General features: G+C 62.1%; 20 protein-coding genes and 1 pseudogene. 7 read left to right on the top strand and 14 right to left on the bottom strand.

What is annotated here, in order from left to right; genetic code table 11:
* Window positions 1-60: 60 nt before the first annotated feature.
* The 5 genes and pseudogenes from glgB to P9292_RS12660 all read right to left on the bottom strand — a co-directional run bounded on the left by glgB (window position 61) and on the right by P9292_RS12660 (window position 12133).
* Window positions 61-2299, bottom strand: a pseudogene (glgB, locus tag P9292_RS12680) (1,4-alpha-glucan branching protein GlgB).
* Window positions 2292-5693: a maltose alpha-D-glucosyltransferase gene (treS, locus tag P9292_RS12675; protein ID WP_309959288.1), complete on the bottom strand. Its 3402-nt coding sequence runs from the start codon at window positions 5691-5693 to the stop codon at window positions 2292-2294. Before treS ends, glgB begins: the two are co-directional and overlap by 8 nt.
* 72 nt (window positions 5694-5765) lie before the next feature.
* A complete protein-coding gene (locus P9292_RS12670) occupies window positions 5766-9158 on the bottom strand; it encodes a maltotransferase domain-containing protein (protein WP_309959286.1) in 3393 nt (1130 codons plus the stop codon).
* Between the two features lie 363 nt (window positions 9159-9521).
* Complete coding sequence (gene glgA / locus P9292_RS12665; RefSeq protein WP_309959283.1) at window positions 9522-11153, bottom strand: glycogen synthase GlgA; 1632 nt, start codon at window positions 11151-11153, stop codon at window positions 9522-9524.
* Window positions 11154-11479: 326 nt separating this feature from the next.
* The gene (locus P9292_RS12660; protein ID WP_244829153.1) at window positions 11480-12133 is read right to left on the bottom strand and encodes a DUF1345 domain-containing protein; all 654 of its coding nucleotides are present in this window, start codon (window positions 12131-12133) and stop codon (window positions 11480-11482) included.
* Between the two features lie 175 nt (window positions 12134-12308).
* Between P9292_RS12660 and P9292_RS12655 the strand changes: the two genes are divergently transcribed.
* The gene (locus tag P9292_RS12655; RefSeq protein WP_309959280.1) at window positions 12309-13046 is read left to right on the top strand and encodes a metallophosphoesterase; all 738 of its coding nucleotides are present in this window, start codon (window positions 12309-12311) and stop codon (window positions 13044-13046) included.
* A gap of 72 nt (window positions 13047-13118) precedes the next feature.
* Window positions 13119-14447 carry a DNA topoisomerase IB gene (locus P9292_RS12650; RefSeq protein ID WP_309959277.1) on the top strand — a complete coding sequence of 443 codons (1329 nt, stop codon included), beginning with the start codon at window positions 13119-13121 and terminating at the stop codon, window positions 14445-14447.
* A 4-nt stretch (window positions 14448-14451) separates the two neighbouring features.
* On the opposite strand, the gene P9292_RS12645 is transcribed toward P9292_RS12650, so the two are convergent.
* The 3 genes from P9292_RS12645 to P9292_RS12635 all read right to left on the bottom strand — a co-directional run bounded on the left by P9292_RS12645 (window position 14452) and on the right by P9292_RS12635 (window position 15957).
* Complete coding sequence (locus P9292_RS12645) at window positions 14452-15183, bottom strand: RES family NAD+ phosphorylase (protein ID WP_370652224.1); 732 nt, start codon at window positions 15181-15183, stop codon at window positions 14452-14454.
* Window positions 15183-15620, bottom strand: a complete 438-nt coding sequence (locus P9292_RS12640) for an MbcA/ParS/Xre antitoxin family protein (RefSeq protein ID WP_309959275.1) — start codon at window positions 15618-15620, stop codon at window positions 15183-15185. Before P9292_RS12640 ends, P9292_RS12645 begins: the two co-directional genes overlap by 1 nt.
* 67 nt (window positions 15621-15687) lie before the next feature.
* On the bottom strand, window positions 15688-15957 hold the full coding sequence (locus P9292_RS12635) for a DUF2866 domain-containing protein (RefSeq protein WP_309850047.1): 270 nt from the start codon (window positions 15955-15957) through the stop codon (window positions 15688-15690).
* A gap of 274 nt (window positions 15958-16231) precedes the next feature.
* Here P9292_RS12635 and P9292_RS12630 point away from each other — a divergent pair, with 274 nt between their 5' ends.
* Both P9292_RS12630 and P9292_RS12625 read left to right on the top strand, forming a co-directional pair.
* Window positions 16232-16456, top strand: coding sequence for a hypothetical protein (locus tag P9292_RS12630; RefSeq protein WP_309959273.1), 225 nt, complete (start codon window positions 16232-16234; stop codon window positions 16454-16456).
* Between the two features lie 17 nt (window positions 16457-16473).
* Window positions 16474-16809: a hypothetical protein gene (locus P9292_RS12625; protein WP_250466505.1), complete on the top strand. Its 336-nt coding sequence runs from the start codon at window positions 16474-16476 to the stop codon at window positions 16807-16809.
* 125 nt (window positions 16810-16934) lie between these two features.
* Here the strand turns inward: P9292_RS12625 and P9292_RS12620 are convergent, their stop codons facing one another.
* Window positions 16935-17093, bottom strand: a complete 159-nt coding sequence (locus P9292_RS12620) for a DUF3309 family protein (protein ID WP_244829161.1) — start codon at window positions 17091-17093, stop codon at window positions 16935-16937.
* A gap of 325 nt (window positions 17094-17418) precedes the next feature.
* Complete coding sequence (locus P9292_RS12615; RefSeq protein ID WP_309959270.1) at window positions 17419-19005, bottom strand: inorganic phosphate transporter; 1587 nt, start codon at window positions 19003-19005, stop codon at window positions 17419-17421.
* A gap of 194 nt (window positions 19006-19199) precedes the next feature.
* On the opposite strand from P9292_RS12615, the gene P9292_RS12610 reads away from it, so the two are divergent.
* Window positions 19200-20024 (top strand): TOBE domain-containing protein, encoded by an 825-nt coding sequence (locus P9292_RS12610; RefSeq protein ID WP_309850041.1) that lies wholly within the window; start codon window positions 19200-19202, stop codon window positions 20022-20024.
* 22 nt (window positions 20025-20046) lie between these two features.
* On the opposite strand, the gene P9292_RS12605 is transcribed toward P9292_RS12610, so the two are convergent.
* On the bottom strand, window positions 20047-20748 hold the full coding sequence (locus tag P9292_RS12605) for a phosphatase PAP2 family protein (protein ID WP_309959269.1): 702 nt from the start codon (window positions 20746-20748) through the stop codon (window positions 20047-20049).
* Between the two features lie 335 nt (window positions 20749-21083).
* Between P9292_RS12605 and P9292_RS12600 the strand changes: the two genes are divergently transcribed.
* Together P9292_RS12600 and P9292_RS12595 are read left to right on the top strand one after the other, a co-directional pair.
* Complete coding sequence (locus P9292_RS12600; protein ID WP_309959267.1) at window positions 21084-22253, top strand: PHB depolymerase family esterase; 1170 nt, start codon at window positions 21084-21086, stop codon at window positions 22251-22253.
* Between the two features lie 140 nt (window positions 22254-22393).
* Window positions 22394-22567: a DUF3563 family protein gene (locus tag P9292_RS12595; RefSeq protein ID WP_244829166.1), complete on the top strand. Its 174-nt coding sequence runs from the start codon at window positions 22394-22396 to the stop codon at window positions 22565-22567.
* A gap of 121 nt (window positions 22568-22688) precedes the next feature.
* Here P9292_RS12595 and P9292_RS12590 read toward each other — a convergent pair whose 3' ends face one another.
* The 3 genes from P9292_RS12590 to P9292_RS12580 all read right to left on the bottom strand — a co-directional run bounded on the left by P9292_RS12590 (window position 22689) and on the right by P9292_RS12580 (window position 24614).
* Complete coding sequence (locus P9292_RS12590; RefSeq protein WP_250466510.1) at window positions 22689-23108, bottom strand: organic hydroperoxide resistance protein; 420 nt, start codon at window positions 23106-23108, stop codon at window positions 22689-22691.
* Between the two features lie 153 nt (window positions 23109-23261).
* Window positions 23262-23714, bottom strand: coding sequence for a MarR family transcriptional regulator (locus P9292_RS12585; protein WP_309959264.1), 453 nt, complete (start codon window positions 23712-23714; stop codon window positions 23262-23264).
* A 78-nt stretch (window positions 23715-23792) separates the two neighbouring features.
* Window positions 23793-24614, bottom strand: coding sequence for a BPSS1780 family membrane protein (locus tag P9292_RS12580; protein WP_244829169.1), 822 nt, complete (start codon window positions 24612-24614; stop codon window positions 23793-23795).
* Window positions 24615-24626 lie beyond the last annotated feature (12 nt).

Genomic DNA, 24626 nt, shown 5'->3' with positions numbered 1-24626 from the left:
AGGCGGAAGAAGACACGAACAAACCAGCGCGCCTCCTTCCGCAACGCCCGGAAAGAACCCTCAATCGGCCCGCAAAACAATGGTAGCCAAAGGTGGCAACGTCAACGCGGCTGACTGCTCCTTTCCGTGCGAAGGGTAATCATCCGCATGAATGACCCCGCCATTGCCCATATTGGACCCGCCATAAATCCCGGCGTCGGAATTGAGCACCTCGCTCCATCGCCCGCCACGCGGCAAGCCGATGCGATACCCCTGGCGCGGCACGGGCGTCATATTGCAGACGACCACGAGTTCGCGCCCTTCGGCATCCGTCCGCCGATAAGCAAACACGCTATTGCCGCTGTCGTCGCCGACGATCCACTCGAAGCCGCGCGGATCGCAATCCAGCTTATGCAACGCCGCTTCGCCGACATACAGCAGGTTCAAATCGCGCACGAGCTTCTGCACGCCGCCGTGATAGGGATCGTCGAGCAAGTGCCAATGCGGCGTCGCGTCGTGGTTGAACTCGGCAAACTGCCCGAACTCGCCGCCCATGAACAGCAGCTTCTTGCCCGGGTGCGTCCACATGAAGCCGAAGTAAGCGCGCAAATTCGCGAACTTCTGCCAGAGATCGCCCGGCATCTTGCCGATGAGCGACCCCTTGCCATGCACCACTTCATCGTGCGAAAGAGGCAGCACGAAGCGCTCGGAGTACGCATAGACCATCCCGAACGTATAGAGGTGATGGTGATACTGCCGATACACCGGATCTTCCTCCATGTAGTGCAGGGAGTCGTGCATCCAGCCCATGTTCCACTTGAAGTCGAACCCGAGACCGCCGCTCTCGACGCTCGCCGTCACGCCCGGCCAAGCCGTCGATTCCTCGGCGATCGTGATCGCGCCCGGCGTGTTCGGGATATACCGCACTTCATGGTTCAGACGCTTCAAGAACTGGATCGATTCGAGATTCTCGCGCCCGCCGTACATGTTCGGCACCCATTCGCCCGCCTTGCGCGAATAGTCGCGATACAGCATCGACGCCACGGCATCGACCCGCAAGCCATCGACGTGATAGCGCTTCAACCACGCAAGCCCCGACGCGAGCAGGAACGCGCTCACCTCGTTGCGGCCGAGGTTGTAGATCATCGTGTTCCAGTCTTGGTGATAGCCCTCGCGCGGATCGGCGTGCTCGTAAAGCGGCGTGCCGTCGAACTGCACGAGGCCGTGCGCGTCGTTCGGAAAATGCGCCGGCACCCAGTCGATGATCACGCCCAGCCCCGCCTCGTGCGCGCGATTCACAAACTCCGCGAACTGCTCCGGCGTGCCGAAGCGCGCGGACGGCGCAAACTGGCCAAGCGGCTGATAACCCCACGATCCGCCGAACGGATGCTCGGCAATCGGCATGAATTCGAGGTGCGTGAAGCCCATGCCCTTCGCGTACGGAATCAGGCGCTCGGCAAGCTCGTGCCAGTTCATGCCGCGATTCGCATCTTCGGGCACGCGCAGCCACGACTCGGCGTGCGCTTCGTAAATGGTGATCGGCGATTGCGCCGTCTGACGGCTCCCGCGAGTCTCCATCCATTCGGCGTCGGTCCATGCGTAATGGTCGATGGCATCGGCGTCCGCCACCACCGATGCCGTCGATGGCGGCTTCTCGCTCTGCATCGCGCACGGGTCGGCTTTCAGCGGCAGCGTATGGCCGTCGCGCGTGACGATCTCGTACTTGTAGCGCGTGCCCGCGCCGATGCCCGGCACGAACAGTTCCCACACACCCGCGTTGTGACGCAGGCGCATTGGATGACGGCGGCCGTCCCACGTGTTGAAGTCGCCGACCACCGAGACACGCCGCGCATTCGGCGCCCAGACCGCGAAGCGCGCGCCCGCCACGCCGCCATGCGTGACCGGACGCGAGCCCATGCATTCGAGCACCGCGTAAGGGTCGGCGGCCGAAAGGCGGTTGAGCCAGTCTTCGGAGAGAACGGGGCCGAAGGAATACGTATCGTGCGTTTCCTGCGGCGTGCCATGCCAGTCGATTTGCAGACGATACGCCGCCGGCCTGCTCCACGAAGCCCGCGAACAGACCTGAATCGTGAATGCGCGCGAGATGGCCGAGCACTTCGCCGCTCGCGGCATCGACGACATTTGCGCCCGCCGCGTTCGGCAGGAACACACGCACCACATGCCCGAGGTCGGTCTGATGCATGCCGAGGACCGAGAACGAATCGGGATGGCGCGCCTCGACGATGGCGTCGATGTCGAGCGGACTGAGGCCGTGCGCCGGGTTTCGGGTATCCGCTCCTGGATCGCTACGATTATTCATGGTGGGTTCCATCCGGATTGTCCTTGGTGGCGTTGAACACGGGTCGCGTGCCGGGCGCGGGCGGAACGCCCGTGTCGCCAAGCAGGCGGCTCGCGAGCGACGCGAGGCCCCGCAACGGAAGGCCGATCCAGGTCGGCCGGTTCGCTGCTTCGTAGCGGATTTCGTAGGCGGCCTTTTCGATCAGGAAGAGATCGAGCAGGGCCGGGAAGACGCTTTCGCCGGCGATCGGCTCGGGCGATTCCGCAATTGCTGCCACGTACTCGCGCAAGAAGCTTTCCTCGGCGAACGCGCGCAGTCGCTCGAACAGCGCGCGCTTGCGGTCGGCGGTTTGCGCGGGCGCATTTTCCGTCGTCGGTTGCGCGGCGGCGCTCGCATACGAAAGCGAGCGCAAGAGACCGGCGACATCGCGCAGCGGGCTCGTCTTGTTGCGGCGTTCCTCGAGCGGACGCGCGGGCTCGCCTTCGAAGTCGATGAGATACGCATCGCCCTGAGCCATCAGCACCTGACCCAGATGGAAGTCACCGTGAATGCGGATGCACAACGCATCGGCATTGTCCGAGACGAGCTTCTTCACTGCATCCACCAGCATGTCACGGCGATCGAGCAGACTCTGCGCGAGGAAGCGGTCGTGCTCGCTGAAATCGCCGATCTTTTGCGCGAGGATATCGAGCGCCGTTTCCAGCAGTTGCAACGTGCCTTTCAGCCAGCCCTGAACGTCTTCCGGCGTGGCGCGGCGTGGTGCGAACGCTTCGTCGTCGGTTGGCGAGGCAAGCGCCACATGCAGTTCGCCGAGCCGCTTGCCGATGATGCCCGCAATGTTGCCGTAGCCGATAAAGCCTTGCTCCTGCGCGTCGCGCTCGGGCGTGTGCTCTTCGGAGTCGAACGTGACTGCGAGTTCATCCACCGTGCGGCGCAGATAGTCGAGCGCATAGTTCCACGCATCGCCCTGATTGTCGATGAAGCCTTGCAGAATGACGAGCGTGTGCGGCACGCCTTGCGGATCGACACGCACCACTTCGCCATACAGCGGGCCGGTGTTCGCGTAGCCGAGCTTGGTCAGATAACGGCTCATCTCCGCTTCCGGGTGAATGCCGCCAACCACGCGCCGCACCAGCTTCAGCACCACCGTGTCGCCGATCACGAGCGAGCTATTGCTCTGCTCGGCGGCGAGCCAGCGGATTTCCGGCGGCTCGACCGGATTGAAGTCGAGTGCATCGAGCCGTTCGGTCGGAAGGAAGCGGATCTCGCTTTTCTGCACCGTCGGCACGACCGCGCGTTCCTTCAATTTGCGCAATATGCCGTAGGTGAAGTTCGGCACGGCGAAGGCATCGGTGATATGTCCGATCACGCGATTGCGCCGCGCTCGCGCCAGCGCGAGTTGCATATAAAGCGGCGAGGTCGTTTCCGTGCCCCACGCAATGGAAAGCGGCAGCACGTAGCGCTCGGTGTGATCGCCGACATCGGCTTCGATTTCCGTGAACGCAAAGCCCGCGCCTTCGATCGTCGTGAGCGCGGCGAGACGAACCGCATGCAGCTTCTGATCCTTCGACGCAAACCAGCGGCGCTTGCTCAAATACGAAGGCAGCACTTCCGATTCGAGCAGACGCACATTTTCCGGCGTCGGACCGGTTTGACCGGCGCGAATCACCATCGTGACGAATTCGGGCAGTTGCTCCGAAGGCGCTTGCGACCAGGCCGGACGCATGTTGCCCGGGCAAAGCTGGAACCACAGGAAGCCGTAGGGCGGGAAAGTCAGCAGATACGTCAACTGACCGATGGCCGGGAACGGCGAATCCGCCGTCATTTCCAGCGGCACGGAGCCGGCGAACTCCGACAGATCGAGTTCCACCGCTTGCGGCGCGCGCGACAGGTTGGCCACACAGAGAATCGGCGGCTCGCCTTCGAGCTCGCGCAGATACGCCAGGATCTTGCGATTATTCGGCCGCAGAAAGCGGATCGTGCCGCGGCCGAACGCGTGCTTCGAGCGGCGCACGGCCAGCATCTTGCGCGTCCAGTTCAAAAGCGAATGCGGATCGCGGCTTTGCGATTCCACGTTCACCGCGTCGTAGCCATACAGCGAACCCATCACTGGCGGCAGCACGAGTTGTTCTGGATCGGCGCGCGAGAACCCGCCGTTGCGGTCGGATGACCACTGCATCGGCGTACGCACGCCATCGCGGTCGCCGAGGTGGATGTTGTCGCCCATGCCGAGTTCGTCGCCGTAATAGATCACGGGTGTGCCCGGCATCGACAACAGCAACGAATTAATCAGCTCGATACGGCGGCGGTCGCGCTCCATCAGCGGCGCGAGCCGGCGTCGAATGCCGAGGTTCAGACGCGCGCGGCGGTCGCTTGCATACGTGTTCCACAAGTAGTCGCGCTCGGAGTCCGTGACCATTTCGAGCGTGAGTTCGTCGTGGTTGCGCAGAAAGATCGCCCACTGATTCGTCACGCCCAGGTCCGGCGTCTGCCGCATGATGTCGGTGATCGGGAAGCGGTCTTCGCTCGCAATCGACATATAGATGCGCGGCATCAGAGGGAAGTGGAACGCCATGTGGCATTCGTCTTCATCGCCGAAGTATTCCTTCACGTCTTCCGGCCACTGGTTCGCTTCCGCGAGCAGCATGCGGTTCGGGTACTCCGCGTCGATGGTCGCGCGAATCTTCTTCAGGATCTGATGCGTCTCGGGCAGATTCTCGTTGTTGGTGCCCTCGCGCTCGACGAGATACGGCACCGCGTCCAGCCGCAACCCGTCGATGCCCATGTCCAACCAGAAGCGCATCACGCTCAGCACTTCCTTGATGACCGCCGGGTTGTCGAAGTTCAGATCGGGCTGGTGCGAATAGAAGCGGTGCCAGTAGTACTGACCCGCGACCGGATCGTGCGTCCAGTTGGACGGCTCCGAGTCGATGAAGATGATGCGCGTCTCTTCGTACTTCTTGTCCGTATCGGACCAGACGTAGTAGTTTCGATGGTTCGATCCCGGCTTCGCACGACGCGCGCGCTGAAACCACGGATGCTGGTCCGACGTGTGATTGATGACGAGTTCGGTGATCACGCGAATGCCGCGCGCGTGCGCTTCCTGAATGAAGCGGCGGACATCGCCGAGCGTGCCGTAGTCCGGATGCACGTTGCGATAGTCGGCAATGTCATAGCCATCGTCGCGGCGTGGCGACGGATAGAACGGCAGCAGCCAGATCGCATCGACGCCAAGTTCCGCGATGTAATCGAGCTTCGCGAGCAGGCCGGGAAAATCGCCGATGCCGTCGTTGTTCGCATCGAAGAACGACTTGATGTGAACCTGATAAATGATCGCGTCCTTGTACCAGAGCGGATCGTCGCTGACTTGCGAAGTCTTGTTGCGCTTCACCCTTGTATCCACGGTTTGCTCCATGCGCTTTGCGGGCTTGCTGCCGCCCTTGTTTTTGGTTCGCGGCGTCTCGTAGGTCGCCGGATGAGTGCATCTTTATTCGTTCGGTTGCGGCTTGGGCAGTCCCCAGGTCGGCGAAATACGCCAGATCGCGAACGGCAGCGAATGCGGATTGAGCCGCACATGCTGGCGCCGTCCGCGCCATTCGAACCGATCGCCCGTGACTTGATCCTCCACGGCGATCGCATCCCATTCGTTGACGCCCCAGCGTTCGAGCGTCTGCCACGGCAGTTCGATATCCGCGCCCTGTTCGTTGAACGGATCGAGGTTGATCGCGACGAGCACCACGTTGTCGCGCGACTCGTTCGCCTTTTCGAAGAACAGGATCTTGTCGTTATGCGCGGGCAGAAAGTTCACGCCGAGATGCGTCTGCAACGCTGGATTCGCGCGGCGGATGCGATTAAGCGCCGTCACTTCGGTGACGATATTGCCGGGCCGGTTCCAGTCCCACGCGCGCAGCTGATACTTCTCGGAGTCGAGATATTCCTCGCTGTTCGGCAGCGCGGCTGCCTCGCACAGTTCGAAGCCGCTATATACGCCCCAGAGCCCGGAGAGCGTTGCCGCCAGCGCCGCGCGGATCACGAAGCCCGGACGTCCCGAGCTCTGCAAGAAGCGTGGGTTGATGTCCGGCGTGTTGACGAAGAAATTCGGCCGGAAAAAATCCTTTGCATCGGTCTGCGTGAGATCGTGCATGTACTCGATGAAATCGCGCTTCGACTCGCGCCACGTGAAGTACGTGTACGACTGCGAGAAGCCGAGTTTCGCCAGACGGTTCATCACGCGCGGACGCGTGAAGGCTTCGGCGAGGAAGATCACGTCGGGGTGACGCGCACGCACGTCGCCGATCACCCATTCCCAGAATGGGAACGGCTTGGTATGCGGGTTATCGATCCGGAAAATGCGCACGCCCGCCGCAATCCAGTGCAGGAACACGTCGCGCAGGCCAAGCCACAGATCGGGCTTGGCGTCCTGCGCATAGAAGTCCGGATTCACGATGTCCTGATACTTCTTAGGCGGATTCTCCGCATAACGCAGCGTGCCGTCCGGACGCCATGCGAACCACGTCGGATGCTCCTTCAGCCACGGGTGATCCGGCGAGCATTGCACGGCGAAGTCAAGTGCGATCTCGAGGCCGTGTTCATGCGCGGCGTCGAGCATGCGCTTGAAGTCGTCGAGATTGCCCAGTTCCGGATGCACCGCCGTGTGTCCGCCTTCCTTGCCGCCGATAGCGTAAGGGCTGCCGACATCGCCCGGCTCGGCCGTCAGCGAATTGTTCTTGCCCTTGCGGTTGGCAATGCCGATAGGATGAATCGGCGGAAAATAGAGCACGTCGAAACCCATCTCGCGGATGCGCGGCATCTTGCCGATCACGTCGATGAACGTGCCGTGACGATTCACGTCGTCGCTCATCGAACGCGGGAAGATCTCGTACCAGCTTGCGAAGCGGGCCGCCGCGCGCTCCGAGTCGATGCGATACACCACCGGGTCGCGCGACAGGAACGGCCGGTGGCGCGCCGCCGCGATGGCCTTGGCGGTTGCGGGCGCGAGCGCGAGTTCGAGCTTGCGCGCGGCATCGGCCTTGGCGAATTCCTTGACGATCTTTTCCAGCGGCGCGCTATCCGACTCCTCGACCGTCTTCACTTCGGCGAGGATCAGCGCGAACAGATGCCGCACTTCCTCTAGTTCGAGTTCGACGGTTTGCCCGGCCTTCAGCTTCTTCGACATGTGGTCGGTGAGCGAGGCGAAATCGTCGCGCCATGCCATCACGACGAATTCGTGACGGCCCACGCGTTCGAGCGGAATGCGCGTGGTCCACAAGTCGTTGCCAAGCGGGAGCACGGCGGTCATCGGCGCTTCGTGCCATTCGGTTTCGTCGGCGGCACGCCATTGCACGGCGGCGGCGATCTTGTCGTGACCTTCGGCGAAGATCGCGGCCTGAATCTGCACGGCTTCGCCCACGATATGCTTTGCCGGAAAGCGCCCGTTATCGACCGAAGGCGTGACGCTTTCGATAGACACCCGCGGCGCGGAGATCGCTTCGGCCACCGACTTTTTATCGGCGCTCTTCGCGCCTCGCTTGACCTGCGGCTGCGCGAGCAGGATGAAAGGCTCGGCTTCGGCGCGGAACAAGCGTACATCGCCCGCTTTCAGGGTGAACGGCAAGAGACGTTCGGGCTTCGCCTTGGCGTCGTCGAGCGGCGCGAAACGCGTGTAATTGCCCGGCACCGATTCGAGCAGATGCAGGGTATCGACATGCACCGGCGCGACGAGATCGGGATTGAAGATCGCGAGAATCGCCGAATCGCTGCGGCGCAAGTCCGCGCTGTCGGAGCGAATCAACGCGGCGTAGGGCGTGCCCGCGCCGGTCAGCGCGCGCAATTCGCCGACGCTTTCGAGCGTGCCGGTATCGCGCTGCAATGCGTTCGCGCGCTTGACCTGACTCGACAGGTCGAAGCGCGCTTCGCTTTTCGCGCGCTGATATTCCGCCGCGACGCCGTATTGCGGCGACATCGGCAAGGGCACACCGTATTCGAAGCCCATCGGCACGAGCAGACCGGTACCGAGCGCGGTTGCGGTAAAGAGCGAGCGGTTATAGGCGCGTTCGACGAGCGCGGTATCGCTGGTATCGCTCAATTCGCTGATGAGACGCGCGCCGTACGGCTCTTCCGGAAACGTGATCGGCGATGCAATGCGCGCGAGCGCCGCGTGTTCGTCCGTGAGCCACGCGCTGCGATAGTCCCACCAGCGCGTGGAGGCGAAGACCGCGTCGAAGCCGGCGTCGCTCAGTCCATGCAGATCGTGACGCGTGAGGCCGACCGTCCATGCGAGCCAACGGGTTTGCGGATGTTTCTCGCGCACTGCCGCGCCCAGACGCCGCCACACGTGCGCGGGCACCGCATGCGGCGAGTCGAAGCGAAAGCCGCCAACGCCCGCGTCCGCGAGCAGACACAATTCCTTCGCCCACCACTCGGTCAGATGATGCGCCGCCTCGCCATCGCCGAACCTTGCCTGCGCGACATCGCGCTGACTGGGCGCGCGACGCGGATCGAGCCGCGCATCCGCGCTCTCGAACGGCTCGAACCAATGCTTGTTGTCCTGATAAAGACCGCCTTCGGCACTGACGCGGTCGATCACGATATCGACGAGCAAGGTCAGCTTGTGCTTCGTGGCGATATCGGCGAGCTGGCGCAGACCGTCCGCCGCGCTCGCGTCGGATTCAAAAACAGCGTGAAGTTGATGATGATCGGCAACTGCCTCGCGATGCCCGTTGCTTCCGGGCGCGAACGGCGAGCCGATCAGGACGTGATCGAAGCCCAGCGCCGCTGCGTGCTCGAACTGAGCTGGCCAGTTCGGCAAGGGGCCGACGAGAAGGGGATCGATGAAGTAGATACGAGGCGCATACGCATGATGAGCTTGATGGTTTTCCATCGTTCGTCTTTTCCAGAGTCGTCCTGCGGTGGCGGGGATGCGGGCTTTGAATCGCGATCACGCTCACGGGCCAAACTGGCAACGCGTCGGTCCATATATCACGAGGCGTGTCGTTTGTGCACGCGTCACGGGCCAAGACGTATCGACACATGGATAACACAGTACCGCCGGTATCGACACTGGCCCGCGTCGCGTATCGCGAGGCACCGGCGCGAGAGTGCATCTCGCCGGTGGGCGCCACGGCCCCCCAAGAGTTTCCTTCGGGGCTTCGCATGGGGGGTTGGAGCACGTAGCGTGCCGCGCCCCGAATGCCATTGCGTCTGACGTGACGACGCTGCCGTGCAATAGCTTCGAGGCTTGGGCTCAGGCAGTGCGCGCGACGAGGCGCTCGGCTGTCTCGAGAATGGCCGGATGCGCGGCTTGCGAAGCGGCATCGGCAATACGGCGGGTACGCAAGGCGGTCTTGCTCGGCTTGAGGCCGCTGAGATCGACATAGAGTGCAACCATCTTCGCCACGGCTTCGCGCCAGCCGAAGTCGCACGACATGGCGTTGCGCTGAAGTTCGCGCCAGGTCTGCGGGCGCATGTAGGCGTCGATGGCGCGGCTCGCGGCCTGCACGACATCGTCCGCGGATTCGCCTTCGAAGAGGAAGCCCGTTGGCGCCGCCGACGTTTCCTCGATGGCGATCGGCGTTTCGTATGTGCCGTCGCGCAGATAGACGGTTTCGCGCACGGCGGCTTCGGCGGCGTCGACGATGGTATCCGCCAGACCGCCCACGCGCGACGCGACGGGCAGGGTGCCATAGCGCATCGCGTAAAGTTGCGTGAGGCCGCAAGGCTCGAAGCGGCTGCCATGCAGGAGAATGTCCGCGCCCGCGTGCAGTGCATGCGCGCGCCGCTCGTCATAGCCGATCCGCACGCCCACGCGATCGGGAAACTCTTGCGCAAGCCGCCTGAAACCTTTCTCGATGTGCGATTCGCCCTTGCCGATCACCGCGAGTTGCAGACGCGGATGCTTTTCGAGCAGACGCGGCAGTGCGTCGAGTACGACATCGGCGAGCTTTTGACCGGTCATGCGGCTGCCGATTGCCATCAGCGGCGCGAACGGATCGACCGGCAGGCCGAACATGCGCTGCAAGGTCCGCTTGCAAGCGTGCTTGCCGCGCATATCGTCGAAGGAATAGTTGCGCTCGATCAGCGGATCGCTAGCCGGATTCCACGTCTCTTCGTCGATGCCGTTCACCACGCCCGACAGCTTGTCCTTACAGCTTTGCAGCACGCCTTCCATCAGATGGCCGAAGCGCGGCGTCAGAATTTCGCGCGCGTAGGTTTCGCTGACGGTCGTCACTTTGTCGCTATGGACGATGCCGGCTTTCATCAGACTGAGCGCGCCATAGAACTCGATGCTTTGCGGATCGGTCAACGCATTTGCCAGCCACTTTTGCGGCACGCCGAGCGACGCACCAAGCGAGAGCGCGTAATTGCCCTGGAATGCCAGATTGTGGATCGTGAATACGCTTTTCGCGTGCACGCCCGCATCTTTCATCAAGAGCGGCGTGAGGCCGGTGTGCCAGTCGTGCGCATGGACGATATCGGGCTTTTTCACGCCCTTGATACCCTGCGCGATACGCACGGCGGCGGCCGAAAGCGTCGCGAAGCGTACGGCGTTGTCAGGATAATCGCGGCCTTGCGCGTCCTGATACAGACCCGTGCGGGCGTAGAGCGCGTCGCAGCGCAGCATTAAAACCGGCACGCCGGTGTCGGGCATGCGGCCACGTATGAGCGTCGCGTCGCCACCAGGCAAGCCTGTGAGCACCGCGACGCGGACGAGATCGGTCGCCTGGGCGATAGCGTTGGGATATGCGGGCAGGAGAATGGTGGCATCGACGCCGGCTTCACGCAGCGCGGCGGCGTAAGCGCTGACCATGTCGCCGAGACCGCCGGTTTTGGCGAGTGGCACGGCCTCGGAGGCGACCAGCAGAACGTTCAAGGGCAAAGTGGGCTCCAGTGCGGAAGTCGCGTGGCGATGGCCTCGCGCTCTTCGATGCCAGAGCGGGATACCGGGCCGCGCATTCGCGGTGCTGATCAGGGTTTCTATCTAATTCACTGGCGCAGTGCAGCAATCGCCGTGCCATGCGCGCACGAAACGTGTGCGTATCGCCACGATCATTTCCGCCTTTGTCGCGAATGAGCAGACTTAAAGGTGCCCGAAGCCCTGGATTTCGAGCCGTGTAAAAGTGACAGCGCCGCGCGCCGCGTTTTTACATGCGGCGTACGGTCAGCTTATTTGGAAGGTGTGACAGTCGCGTTGCGCGGATGCGTTCAGCCGCCGACCATGCTCGCCGCGATATTGACCGAAAGGCCGAGCACCGCGAGATTGAAGAAGAACGAAAGCACCGATTGCGCGAGCGCCGTCTTGCGCGCGCTCTTCGAGCAGACGACGACATCGGAAGTCTGCGATGCCACCGCAATGGTGAAGGAGAAGTACAGCAAGTCCCAGTAGTCCGGCTTCAGATGCCGGTCGGGAAATCGGAGCGCGGGTTCGCCTTCGGTCGAGCGATAGTAGTGGCGTGCATAGTGCAGCGTGAACATCGTCGGGATGAGAAACCACGCGCCGAGCATGGTCGCGCCCGTCAGCAAATACTTCGGCAGCCCGTGCGAGCCCATGCTTTTCGCCGCCGATAATTCCACGACGATGGCGACCAGACTCGCCAGCGCCGCGACGCTCACGATCATCAGCACGGCGGCCGCGTTTTCATCTTCGCGCTCGGCGAGTTGCTGCACGTTACTCTGGTCCGCGGTCGCCATCTGTATCCAGATGAGCAGCAGATAAAGCCACACGGCCGTGTCCCAGCCAATCAGGACGCGCACGGTCGGCGTGACGTCGAGGGGAATCAGCGCGCTGACCGATATGCCGACCAGAAGGCCGATCAGGGCGCGCGGGCGGTTGCGCAAAACGGTTGGGAGAATGATCATTGTCTTTTTGCGTTGGCGTGAGCGCGGGCGACTTTCGCAGCGATTATTGCCGATGCGCCTTTCAGCCAGCCTTGAGTGACGCAGATTCCGGGAACCGGTATTCCAACCGTCATTTGCGTGATGAAAGCGACCCACGCCGCACACGCCCCGTTTAACTGACGCTAAGATTGCTCGAATGAATGGTCCTACTTTACCTGCCGTTTGCCGGCACCCAGCCAACGAGACTGGCCGCGATTTCGTGGTCGGCGACCTGCACGGCTGCGTGGACGCGCTGCGCTATCTCCTGCGCGAGATAGGCTTCGACGGCGCCCGCGACCGGCTGTTCTCGGTCGGCGATCTGATCGATCGCGGCACGGATTCGCTCGCCGCCATCGACCTGATCGACAAGCCGTGGTTCTATCCGGTGATGGGCAATCACGAGGAATCGCTGATCGCGGTCGCGACCGGCACCATGCGCCGCGAGGCGTGGTATGCCATTGGCGGGGCGTGGGCGCAGACGCTCGGGCACGATCAGCTCGAAGCGCTCGCGATTCGTTTGGCGAGGCTGCCGCTCGTGCGAATAGTCGGCAGCGGGGCGCGGCGCTTCAACGTGCTGCACGCGGAATTTTTCGGTAGCGACGCCGATCTCGACACCGCCGATTTCTCCGACCAGGCGCGTAACGACATGCTTTGGGGCCGCGGTCTGGCGCTCGGCAGCGTGGACCCGGCGCGCCAGCGCGGACTTTCGCCCACGTACTGCGGACACACGCCGCAGCGCGTGGTCAAGCAAGTCGGCGCGCAGATCTTTATCGATACCGGCGCGTTCGCATCGGAAGGGCGGTTGACCATCGTCCAGCCGGGCACTGATGAACGCTGGTCGGTCAAAGAGCGCTGGGCCGCCTCCGAAGGCGCGCGGGAGCTGGCGCTGCCCTGATCGCGCACGTGCCCGAGGCACGCACGTTGCTCGATAGCCTGCCATCGACATGAGCAGACAAGCGAGGCAGACGTGGCGCGGATTGCGAAAAGTAATGAAGCAGGCGGCGGCGCGAGCGTCGCCGAAGTGCTTACGGGCAGCGGCGCGCAAGGCTGTCCCGAAGATCTGCCGCCCGGACTTCGGTATGTGGACGATTCGCGTCGCGGCTACACGCGCGAATGGATCGACGGGAAATTCGCCTTCTTCAACACGCAGGGCAAGCGTATCGACGATGAAGCGGAGATCCGCCGCATCAACGCACTGGCCATTCCGCCCGCTTATATCGATGTCTGGATCTGTCCGGACGCGCACGGCCACTTGCAAGCCACCGGCCGCGATGCGCGCGGTCGCAAGCAATATCGCTATCACCCGCAATGGCGCGAAACGCGCGATGCCACCAAATACGAGCGCATGCTCGCGTTCAGCGCGGTGCTGCCTAAGCTGCGCGCCCGCGTCACGCGCGATCTTGCCCTCGACGGCATGCCGCGCGACAAGGTGCTCGCGACGGTGGTGCGCTTGCTCGATACGACGCTCGTGCGCGTTGGCAGCGAGGAATATGCGCGGGAAAACCAGTCGTATGGACTGACAACGCTGCTCAAGCGCCATTTGAAGGTGTCGTCGGGGACGCTGCGCTTCCGGTTTCGCGGCAAGAGCGGGATCGAGCACGACGTTTCCGTCAGCGATGCGCGCGTGGCCAAGATCGTGAAGCGCTGCATGGATTTGCCGGGGCAAGACCTTTTCCAATATCTCGATGCCGATGGCGAGCGCCACGCGGTGAGTTCATCCGATATCAATGATTATCTGCGCGAGATCACCGGCGCGGATTTCACGGCGAAGGACTATCGCACGTGGGCCGGCAGCGTGTTCGCGCTCGCGGCGCTGCGGCGGCTGCAATGGGAAACGGTGACGGAGGCGCGCAAGCACATCGTCGGGACCATCAAGGAAGTGTCGCAACTGCTGCGCAATACGCCGGCGGTGTGCCGCAAGTGCTATGTGCATCCGGCGGTGATCGAGGCGTTCGAAGCGGGCGAACTGGCGGAATCGATGCCGGCATCGCGTCGCCATGGCCTCAAGACCGACGAAGCTGCGCTTGCCATCTTCCTCGAAAAGGATGCGAAGCGTCGCGCCCGCGAAGCCGCGCGCAAAAACCGCAAGGGTACCGTTCCGAACGATGCGCGGCTGACCAACCTTCTCGCCGAATCGAGCAAAACGGCGCGTGCGGGCGGCTTGAAGGCGAGCGGCAAGAGCGCGGCGGCGCAAGCGGTATCTACCGTGGCGCGCAAGACTCGGCCGAAAGCGGCGCGGCCGGCCGCGAAGAAGCTCGCGCGTACGCGGTCGCCGGCCGCCGTGGCGATGAGTTGATTCGCTAGCCCACTTGATTCAACTCGAACACATAGTCGACTGTCTCGCCGTTCCAGTTGTATTCCAGGTACGCCGCGTGATGACAGTCGCGCAGCATCGTGGTGTGCAGCGCGGCGAGACATTCGCCCTGCGTATCCCGCACGGACGGATACGCAATGCCCGGCACGCCCGCCGCCCGGATAGCGCGTCCGAGCGCCTTGCCGGGCGCATAGTCGTCGGGATCGAGGATGCGCGCGTCGAGTCCCGCTTCCGCGATGCGATTCCCACGCAGATCGACTACTTCGCCATGCGCGATCACCGTGTACAGGCGCATCTGCTGACGAAGCGGCGCTTCCTTGGTTGCTGCGAGAAATAGCCCCGAGTGATAGCGCGTCTCCGCGATAGCCGTTTGCCGTTCGCGTCCGCAATAGAACACGCCGTAGCTGCCGTCGGAAAAACGGCTGCCATTTGGGTTCAGATGCGTGAACGCGGCCATGATCGGCCCGCAGCCCGGCCCGAAGCAGCGCTCGTCGGGCGGAACGAGATCGAGATCGCCGACTTCGGTACGCAGGCGGTCGTTGGTCATCGCTTCCAGCGCGTAGAGCGCTTCGAAGTCTTCCGGACGCGCGACGCGATCGAACAGATTGACGGCGGGAAACCGCGTGGGAATTACCCGATACGCCGGCGACCAGTCCAATTGGCCGTGCGGCCAGCGTGTACGCCAGTCCGCGGCTTGAATCACATCCTTGTTTTCGATCACGCCCATCCGCCTCGCATCGCATCCAGATATTGCCGAACCGCCAGAAGGTCGCTGATATTGCCCGCCAGCATGCGAGCAAGCGCAGGTCTGCCGCCGAACGGCGGCGCGGTATTGGGGCGTTTGATCCAGGTATCGGCGGCGGCCGGCGCAGGAAGCAGAATCTGCAGCGCCTTGTAGATGCCGAGAATCAGCGAAAGGCGTTCGAGTGTGTCGCGCGTGAGCCGCGCCGAGTCGGGCGCATTCTTCCATTTGAAGAAGGTCGAGCGGCCCGGCGAGCCGAGCAAAACGATCTGCTCTTCGATGGATAGCGACCAGTCCCGCGCGATGTTCAAAAAAGCGCGCAGACCGGCAGCGGATAGCTCGCCCAAGCCGGGAGCCAGACGCGGCGGCGGAAGCCCACTCTCCGGCGAGGCGATGCGTGCAGCAGATGGCATTATCTTTGAGTCTCTAAAGGAACTTGAGACTCATAATAGTCCATTTATGGATTAGTACAAGGCGCTTTTAGTCTTCGTCCGATGGACCGTAGCACCGGCCGGGCACGTGCGACCGTAGTGTTTCAGCCAATTCGGAGGCGGTGCAGTCGGCCGGAACCACCCGTCGCTGCACGCGCGGATCGCTTTTCAGCGACCATTCGATCGTCCGATACGCCGTTCCCCACGGCGGTTCGACCGGCTCCGACAGGCGGCATTCCTGAAGCTTGAGCGCGGACTGCTTGCGCATCGTCGATGCAATGTTGGCAAATAACTGACGCGCGGCGGTATTGGCGGGCATGGCACATTCCTCATCTGATCGGCTCGTCGCCTAACGGTTGAAGGCGGCGCTGGGTCGGGCGCGATTGGAGTTTGTGCGTCAAAAATTAAGCGCGGCTTAACGCGAATGCTTGTCGACATGCACGCGGCGAAATGCCGCCTTCAAACGTGAGAAACGGCGGTCGCGCGGCGGTCAAGCGATGTTTGGCATTTTTGCCACGCCGTGTGCGGAGTGTTTTGCATCCCGCCGCGTTACTGTATATTCGTACAGCTTGTCCGCAACAAGGAGTTTGCCGATGAACCCACGCAACGAGTCGCTCGAAGCCGCCGCGCTCGAACGTTTCATGCGCGCGACACGCGCCGTCAACGCGGCTTTCGACGCCACGCGCGTCGAACCGGACGACCAACAAGACGGCCAGTTCGCCGCCCGCACGCTCGACCGACTGGACGCCGCGCTGCTGGAACTGGACACTTCCGAGCGGTCGCTCGACGCCATCCTCTCGCGCAGAGCGGATCACTAATTCACGGAGCGGACCTCTTGAAGCTCGCATTGCTTACCATCGCTGTCTTGCTCGGTTCATCCACGGCTATTGCTGCCGAGCGTTACACGGAAGTCTGGAATCCGCCCGAGGTCCAGACCACGAAGTCCAAAAACAAGGCGCGTGTGCCGACGCAGAACACCGCGCAGAGCACGGCGAAGAAGAAACGCAAAGGCGCCACGGCCGTCAAGCAGGTGGCGGATAAAGGCACGGTCGAATCGGCGGGCGCTGCGGCGGTACCAAGCAGGCCGTCGGCGTCATCGTCATCGCGCAAGCCGGCAGAACCGGTGATTCCGCGCAAGATCGAACCAAACGGACAGGTCATGCGGGTTTGAAGCGCGGGTTTGAGTCGCGGGTTTAAATCGATTCGCTACAAAACAAAAGGGGCGCGCAACATTGGTTGAGCGCCCCTTTTGTTTTGCGGTCTGTCTCGAACGTTGTTTGCAAACCGTTCAGGCGGTTATATGCGACCCATGAGCAACAGCACGATGACCACGATCAGCACGATGCCCAAGATACCGCTCGGCCCGTAACCCCAGCTACGGCTATGCGGCCACGACGGGATTGCGCCCACCAGCAGCAAGATCAGGATAATCAGCAGTATGGTTCCGATCGTCATTTTGTCTTCTCCTTATCGAAAGATCGCCTTGAACCGGCCCCGCCATGGTCTCCCACGCAGCGACACGTCGAGTGGCGGCTTTCGGCCGCCAGCCGGTCGGGTTGCGATCGACGAGTGGTGTTTAGCAATAGCTGTGCCGCAGCGGCTCAGGCTTATGGATAAAGGCTAGACGCGCAATCGAACGGTTGCGCGGTTAAAGCGGATTGTCGAAAAGGGAGTCGATGCAGATGGGGGTGGGCAAAACTTGCACGGCGCGGATCGGACTCTGCGCCGTGCAATTGCGTAGGATGCGGAAGGGATGCGAAACGGATGCGAAAACAAACGCTTAGAAGATACCGCGAAAGGCCCAGAAAAGTCCGCCCGCGAGGATGATCGACACCGGCAAGGTCAGCACCCAAGCCAGCGCGAGACTACGCACGGTGCGCCATTGAAGACCGGAGCCGTTCGCGGCCATCGTGCCCGCGACGCCCGACGACAGCACGTGTGTCGTGCTCACCGGCAAGCCGTAAACGTCGGCGGCGCCGATGGTCAGCATCGCGACCAGTTCCGCCGAAGCGCCTTGTCCATATGTCAGATGCGTCTTGCCGATACGCTCGCCCACCGTCACCACGATGCGCTTCCAGCCGACCATCGTGCCAAGCCCGAGCGCGACGGCCACCGCTACCTTCACCCAGGTCGGGATGAACTTGGTGGCGTGATCGATCTGCGCCTTGTAGTTGGCGAGCACGGCGGAATCGTCCTTCGTGAAGGCCGGCGCTTTTTGTTTTTCCATCAGACGCAGCGCTTCCGATGCCACGTACATGTCGTTACGCACGTTGCGCACCGTTCCCTGCGGCAAATTTGCGATGGTTTCGCTCGGACGCACTTTCGCATCGATGGAATCGATCAGATTTTTCAGCGACGGAACCGTGTCTGGCGCAAGCGTCTTCGTCTGCACGTAATGCTCGACGGCGCCGCGTGAATCCGTGGCGGCAGGCTTGCCATCGGCGTAACGCTGCAGCACTTCGGATGCGTTGTGGCTAACCGAGAGGAAGGTCTGCGTTTCCTCGGCCGTGACGGCCTTGTTGAGCGCGTAGGCGGTCGGCACCGTGCCGATCAGAATCAGCATGATGAGGCCCATGCCTTTCTGGCCGTCGTTGGAGCCGTGCGCGAACGAAACGCCCGTGCAAGTGAGAATCAGCAGGCAGCGAATCCAGAAGGGCGGCGGCGTGTTCTTTTCCGGTTCCTTGTAGAGCGCGGGCACGCGCACGACCAGTTTCATCACGTAGAGCAAAAAGCCCGCGGCGATAAAGCCGACCAGCGGCGAAAGCAGCAGCGACTTGCCGACCGAGGTCGCTTGCGCCCAATCGACGCCGGACGTTCCGTTCGCGCCGTGCAGCATCTGGTTCATCAGCCCGACGCCGATCACGGAGCCGATCAGCGTATGCGAACTGGAAGACGGCAAGCCGAGCGCCCACGTGCCGAGGTTCCAGATGATCGCCGCGATCAGGAGCGCAAAGACCATCGCGAAGCCCTGCGAGCTCCCCACGCCGATGATCAATTCCACCGGCAGCAGTTGCAGGATACCGAAGGCCACCGCGCCGCTCGAGACCAGCACGCCGACGAGGTTCCACGCGCCGGACCAGACGACAGCCAGATTCGGCGTCAGCGAGTGCGTGTAGATGACGGTGGCGACGGCGTTCGCGGTATCGTGAAAGCCATTGACGAACTCAAAGCCGAGCGCGATCAAAAGCGCAATGCCAAGCAAGATGTACGGAAACGCTGACGATTCGCGCACGGGCGAGAGGTCTTCGAAAAGATGCGTGACGCAATAAACGGCGCCTGCCGCGATGGCGATCAGAAAGAGCAGCAGGGCGAGCCGTTGCCCGGTGGTGCGGCCCTGACGGCCAGTAGAAAGAGCAAAGTCGTTCATGTCGCGTCCTTGGCTTGAGCGGGGCTTGCGCGAATCGGTGAAAGCGCAATGCGCCATGTTTCACTCGCCGTGTGTCGATTTCGTGACTGCGAGAATGATTGGCATTCGTATGAATTGAAACGGCTTTCTGACCTATCGGCCGTGGCCGTGTATGCGCGCCGATATAATGCGCAACGCGATGCGGGAGGCAATCGATGAACGAAACAGCACCCTCCGCCACGGCCGATTCATTGGCAGTTGGTGGCGCTGTCTGGCTGCAAAGCGGCGACGCGACTCTTGGCGGCGCGGCGCGTATTGCGCTGCTCGCGGCGATTCGCGATAACGGATCGATCACGGCGGCGGCAAAGGCCGTCGGCATGAGCTACAAGGCGGCCTGGGATGCGGTCGACACCATGAACAATCTCGCTGGCGAGCCACTCGTGATTACCGCGAGCGGTGGGCGGGGCGGAGGCGGAACCACATTGACATCGGCGGCGCGGCGTCTCATCGACACCTACCAAGCGGTTGAACGCGAACATCGCAAGTTTCTTCAACAAGCGGGCATGGCTATGGAAGGCTTCGCCCGCGACTGGCAACTCATAGGGAGACTAGGAATGAAAACGAGTGCACGCAATCAACTGGCGGGGAAAGTCACCAAAGTCACGCGCGGTGCGGTGAACGACGAAATCGAACTGGGCTTGCCGGGTGGACAGACGATCGTTGCCGTGGTTACGCACGAAAGCACCGAATCGCTCGGTCTCAAGGAAGGCAGCGAAGCGTTCGCGCTCATCAAGGCGTCGTGGGTCATGCTGATGGAAGACGCGCCCGCGAAGATTTCGGCACGCAATCAGTTGCGTGGCACGGTGGCGAGTGTGACGAAGGGCGCCGTGAACGCCGAAGTGACATTGACGCTGGACGACGCAACCACGGTGACCGCGATCATCACGAACCGCAGCGCCGATACACTTGGCCTCGCAGAAGGTCAGAAAGCCGTTGCAGTGATCAAGGCTTCCAGCGTGATCATTGGTGTGAGCGACTGAGGCTTACAGAGAGTGCGGCTGCTCAGGCGGCCGCTCTAGCAACCGCGAACGGCACCGCCAGCGCCTCGGTCCGACGCGCTGGAATTCGATAATTTTGCACTTTCCAGCGCGCCCGGATATACGGCCGCTCGTGGCCGGACAGTTCCAGCGCGATCTGCGTGATCCACTGCTGAGTAGGCACCGGCACGCCATGCAACGCGATCACGACCGCAGCCAGGCTCGCCGCGACCGGTCCCGGTGATAGCGTTTTCGCCGCTTGCGCCCGCCACGCGATGCACGCGAAAGCAACGGCCACCACTGCGCCAAGCAAACCTCCCGCGACCACTTCCGAGATCGAATGCGCGTTCAGCACGACCCGCGACACGCCCACCATTACACCGATAACAAGTCCCAGCACGATCGCTGTGACGCGCAACGACGCGCGCATCGACAACGCGGCGACGAATAGCGCAACCGGCAGTACAGCCGTCGACATCAACGCATGACCGCTGATGCCGGTGAAATCCAGATCGCGCGCGCCGATTCCCCAACCGATAAACGCGATCTTGCTCAACGCCACGAGTCCGCTGGCAACACCGAGCAACCCGAGCCACGCGCACGCGTATTTCCATCGGTAGCCGACGGCGAGCCACGCCGCAACCACCACCGCCAACGGCGCCATGACGCCGACGCTGCCGAAAGCGGTAACGAAAAACCAGGTTGAGGCTGATGGAACAAGGTTCATTGCAGAGCTTGGGAATAGAGGTTGCTGCAGTGCGACATGGAGCGTGCATCTCGCACTGGCTGTCACAACTGCGTGGAGAAGACCTAGGAGTATACCTGCTGGGACAATCCCTAATTATGCGACTCGGCCGAAAAGATGATGTCAGTTACGTCGTGTAACTTCGGTTAAAAATTCTCTTTCGCCTTGATTGCCTTGCAATTCGTCCCGATATATGAGTTTTCGAGTCGCTCGAAACCATCTTTTTGATGTTATTGTGCGACGCACAACCGGGCACGTCTTTTCATCATGAGAACAGAGTGCCTTCTGATTCGCTTATTTGTAGAGGACCCAGCCAAATGTCGAAAAGCCTTACCAAGCTCTGGTTGCGTGGCTTGAGACGCCTGGTCGCCAGTCAAGTCGAACCCTTGCGTGTGCCGAAGTCGCGTCCCTCAACAAAGCCAGCCCGACCGAAAAGCGTCAAGACAAAACTCAAGTCGGGTGCTGCTACCAGGGCAGCCACTGTGCGCAGTGGCTCAGGCGTTGGTGCGCAGCCGACGGCGCGGGAGTCGCGAGTTCGTCCGCGCGCGTCCGCTTGGGCTTTGGGAAAGTGGATGCGTTCCTATCATTCCGCGCCGCCGACGGGTGGACGCTTCGTCAACCATGTTTCGTACGCGCTGTACACGCCGCCGCAAGCCGAACTCGAACGCGCGCCGCTCGTCGTCATGTTGCATGGCTGTCAGCAGAATGCCGATGATTTTGCGCAAGGAACGCGCCTCAATCTTCTCGCCGACAAGTTTGGTTTCGCCGTGCTGTATCCCGAACAGTCTAAGCATGATCATGCGCATCGTTGCTGGCGCTGGTACGACGCGTCCGGCAATGGAGGCGGCGGCGAGGCGGCGTCGATCGTATCGCTGGTCAAGGCGGTCGTCGCCGAGCATGGTTTCGACGCCGAGCGCGTCTATCTCGCCGGCATGTCGGCGGGGGCTGGCATGTCCGCCTTGTTGGCGGTGCGATATCCGCAACTGTTCGCCGCTGTCGGCTTGCACTCTGGGGTAGTGTTCGGCGAGGCTAGTTCAGCAATCGGCGCGATGGATGTCATGCGTCGCGGCAGTCGCAACGACCCCGTCACGCTCGTCGATGCTGCCGTCGACACGCGCGAATATCCCGGAATGCCGGCGATCATCGTTCACGGCGAACTGGATTCAGTCGTGTCGCCGTCCAACGCCGAACAATTGACGCAACAATTTTTGCGTCTCAACGGTTTCGTCGATGCCGCCGGTGCTCCGCGCGCAGGCGAATTGCGTGAAGAGAAGCAAGCGGATGGCGTCGTGCGCGACTACTTCAAGAATGGCCGACGCGTCGTCAAGAGCGTGGTCGTTCGCGGGTTGGGCCACGCGTGGGCGGGCGGCGACGATACCGTGGCTTTCCATTCAGCCAAGGGTCCGAACTCGTCAGCCGTGATGTGGGAGTTCTTCAAACATCAACGCCGTTCCAGCGAGTCCGCGCGCGCGGCTTTCGTTGCTTAGAGCAGTCCGCGCGACAATTTCAAGTGTTGCAAATTAGTCTTTTGTATCAGGAATCTAGCCGATAAGACTTGCGTCGGATCAGGGATTACCCTATAGTTACATCCATAGGTAGTTACCCCAGTATCCAAGCGAGGCCCACCATGTTCCTGCTCAGCCGCATTTTCCTGTTTCTGACGAAATCCGCCGACCAACGCGATCGCGAACGCGACGACGCATATTTGGCCGAAGCCACCGACATTTACGATCTCGAATATCGCATGAAGCGCCTGGATCAGCGTGCTGGCACGCGTCATCCGACGTGGATGGCGAACTAAGCAGTATGCTTTCAGAGCGTTAATAAAAAGCCGCAGGAATTGTCCAGCGGCTTTTTTCATTTGCAACGCCCAAGAAAATGCCGGCTTCGCCAGCCTGGCATTTTCTTTTTGTTCGATTCGCTCAGACGAGCTTCACGCGCACATCGACGTTGTTGCGCGTCGCGTTCGAATACGGGCAAACTTTGTGAGCCGCATCGACAAGCGCTTGTGCTTCCGCTTGGTCAAGTCCCGGCAGCGCGATGCGCAATTCGATATCCAGCGCAAAGCCGCCCGCATCATTCGGGCCGACGCCCACGTCGGCGGTGACGGTCGTATCCGCCGGAACCGTACGCTTTTGCTGGCCGGCGACAAATTTCATCGCGGAAAGAAAGCACGCCGAGTAGCCCGCCGCGAACAATTGTTCCGGATTCGTTCCTTCCGCGCCCGTGCCGCCCAAGGCCTTCGGTGCGCTCAACTTCACGTTCAGTTGTTCGTCGGAAGACACCGCGCGTCCGTCGCGTCCACCGGTGCTCGTCGCGGTTGCCTTGTACAGGATGCTCATCGCTTTTCTCCTTGAATTCGTCGCCTTGTTCGGCGCGGAAGGGTTGGACTTGACTGTCGGGTCATCGTTGCGTCGACCACGGATAGAAATATATCGCGCTAATCATTAGCGTGCAAATTAAATTTTGGTCAAGATGCGATTAGGGAATGGCTATCAGCGTTCTAGATACCCGTTGAGCGATGCCCGGAGCCTGACGAGATCGCTGCGAAGGCGAACTAATTCGTCGACATCCGATCCAGCCGCGCAAAAGATCTCAGGCGGAATGGCACGCGCGGATTGCCGCAGCGACCGGCCTTGCGCCGTCAAGCGCACGTGCACCTGCCGTTCATCCTCGACGCCGCGTATGCGCACAACGTACCCCTGCGCCTCCAGGCGCTTGAGTAGCGGCGTGAGCGTGGCGGAATCGAGCGACAGGCGCGCGGCGATTTCCTTTACGGTGAGATTGTCGCTTTCCCACAGCACCAGCATCGCCAGATACTGCGGATAGGTGAGGCCGAGTTTGTCGAGCATCGGCTTGTAGGTTTTCGTCATCGCGAGCGATGTCGAATAGAGCGCGAAGCAGATTTGCTGATCGAGTTCGAGCGGGAAGTCGTCGGGCGAGGTCATGGCGAAGCGCCGCAAAAGGCCGTATCGGCCAATGACGTTAGTGTACGGAAAACGCTTCGCGCGCGAGGATTCGGGGCATCAGATGCCCGGTGTATCCGATGCATTAGGCATATCCGGCGTGTCCGGCGACTGCACGCCGAAGCAGCCGCGATAGGTCGCATAGAACGAGCAGTAGAGCGCGGTCGTGACGAGAATCGACGCGGGCATGAGCACCGCCAACGCCATCTCCTGACTCACGCCAAGCGCCTGCATCAGCGCGGTCAGGCCGAACGATACGGCAAGCGCCACGGCAATCCACAACACGCCGTAAAGCACGAAGGCGCCGCGATTGCGCCAGCACGACACGAGGCTGAAGAACAGCGCCTTCGCGGGCGTCACGTCGTGCCATGCAACGAGAATGGGCGCGAACCAGAACAGCATGGCCACTGGAATGTAGCAGGCCATCGCCACCAGCACGGCGAGCGGGCTGAAGCTCGCGGCCACGGTTTCGGGGTCGCCGGCGGGGCCGTCGCCCATCATCAGGCCGAGCAGCGTGCCGCCGTCGACCAGTGCCGATGCCGCGAAGATCACCGCCATCGCCACGACGTAGATCGCGCCGAGCGCGAGCAGACGGCGCGCGACCACGGTGCCGTAGGAGCGGAAGCCATCGACGAGAACGGTCGGCCAAACGGGCTTGCCCGCGATGGTGTCGCGGCAGGCGGCCATGAAACCCACCGCGATGCCCGGAATGAACAGCAACGGCAGCAACGGTCCAATGAGCGGCACGCGCGAAATCAGCGTCATCACGAACAGATAAGCGAAGAACACGGTGAGGAACGCAAACGGATTGCGGCGGAACAGCCAGATGCCCTGGCGGAACCATACATAGCCGGTCTTGGCGGGAACTTCGATCAGTCGCATGAGCAGAGTGGA

Origin of the sequence: Caballeronia sp. LZ001, from assembly GCF_031450875.1 — a bacterium.
GTDB lineage: Bacteria > Pseudomonadota > Gammaproteobacteria > Burkholderiales > Burkholderiaceae > Caballeronia.
The sequence above is the reverse complement of the archived record's forward strand: the minus strand, read 5'-3'. Positions and strand labels throughout refer to the sequence as shown.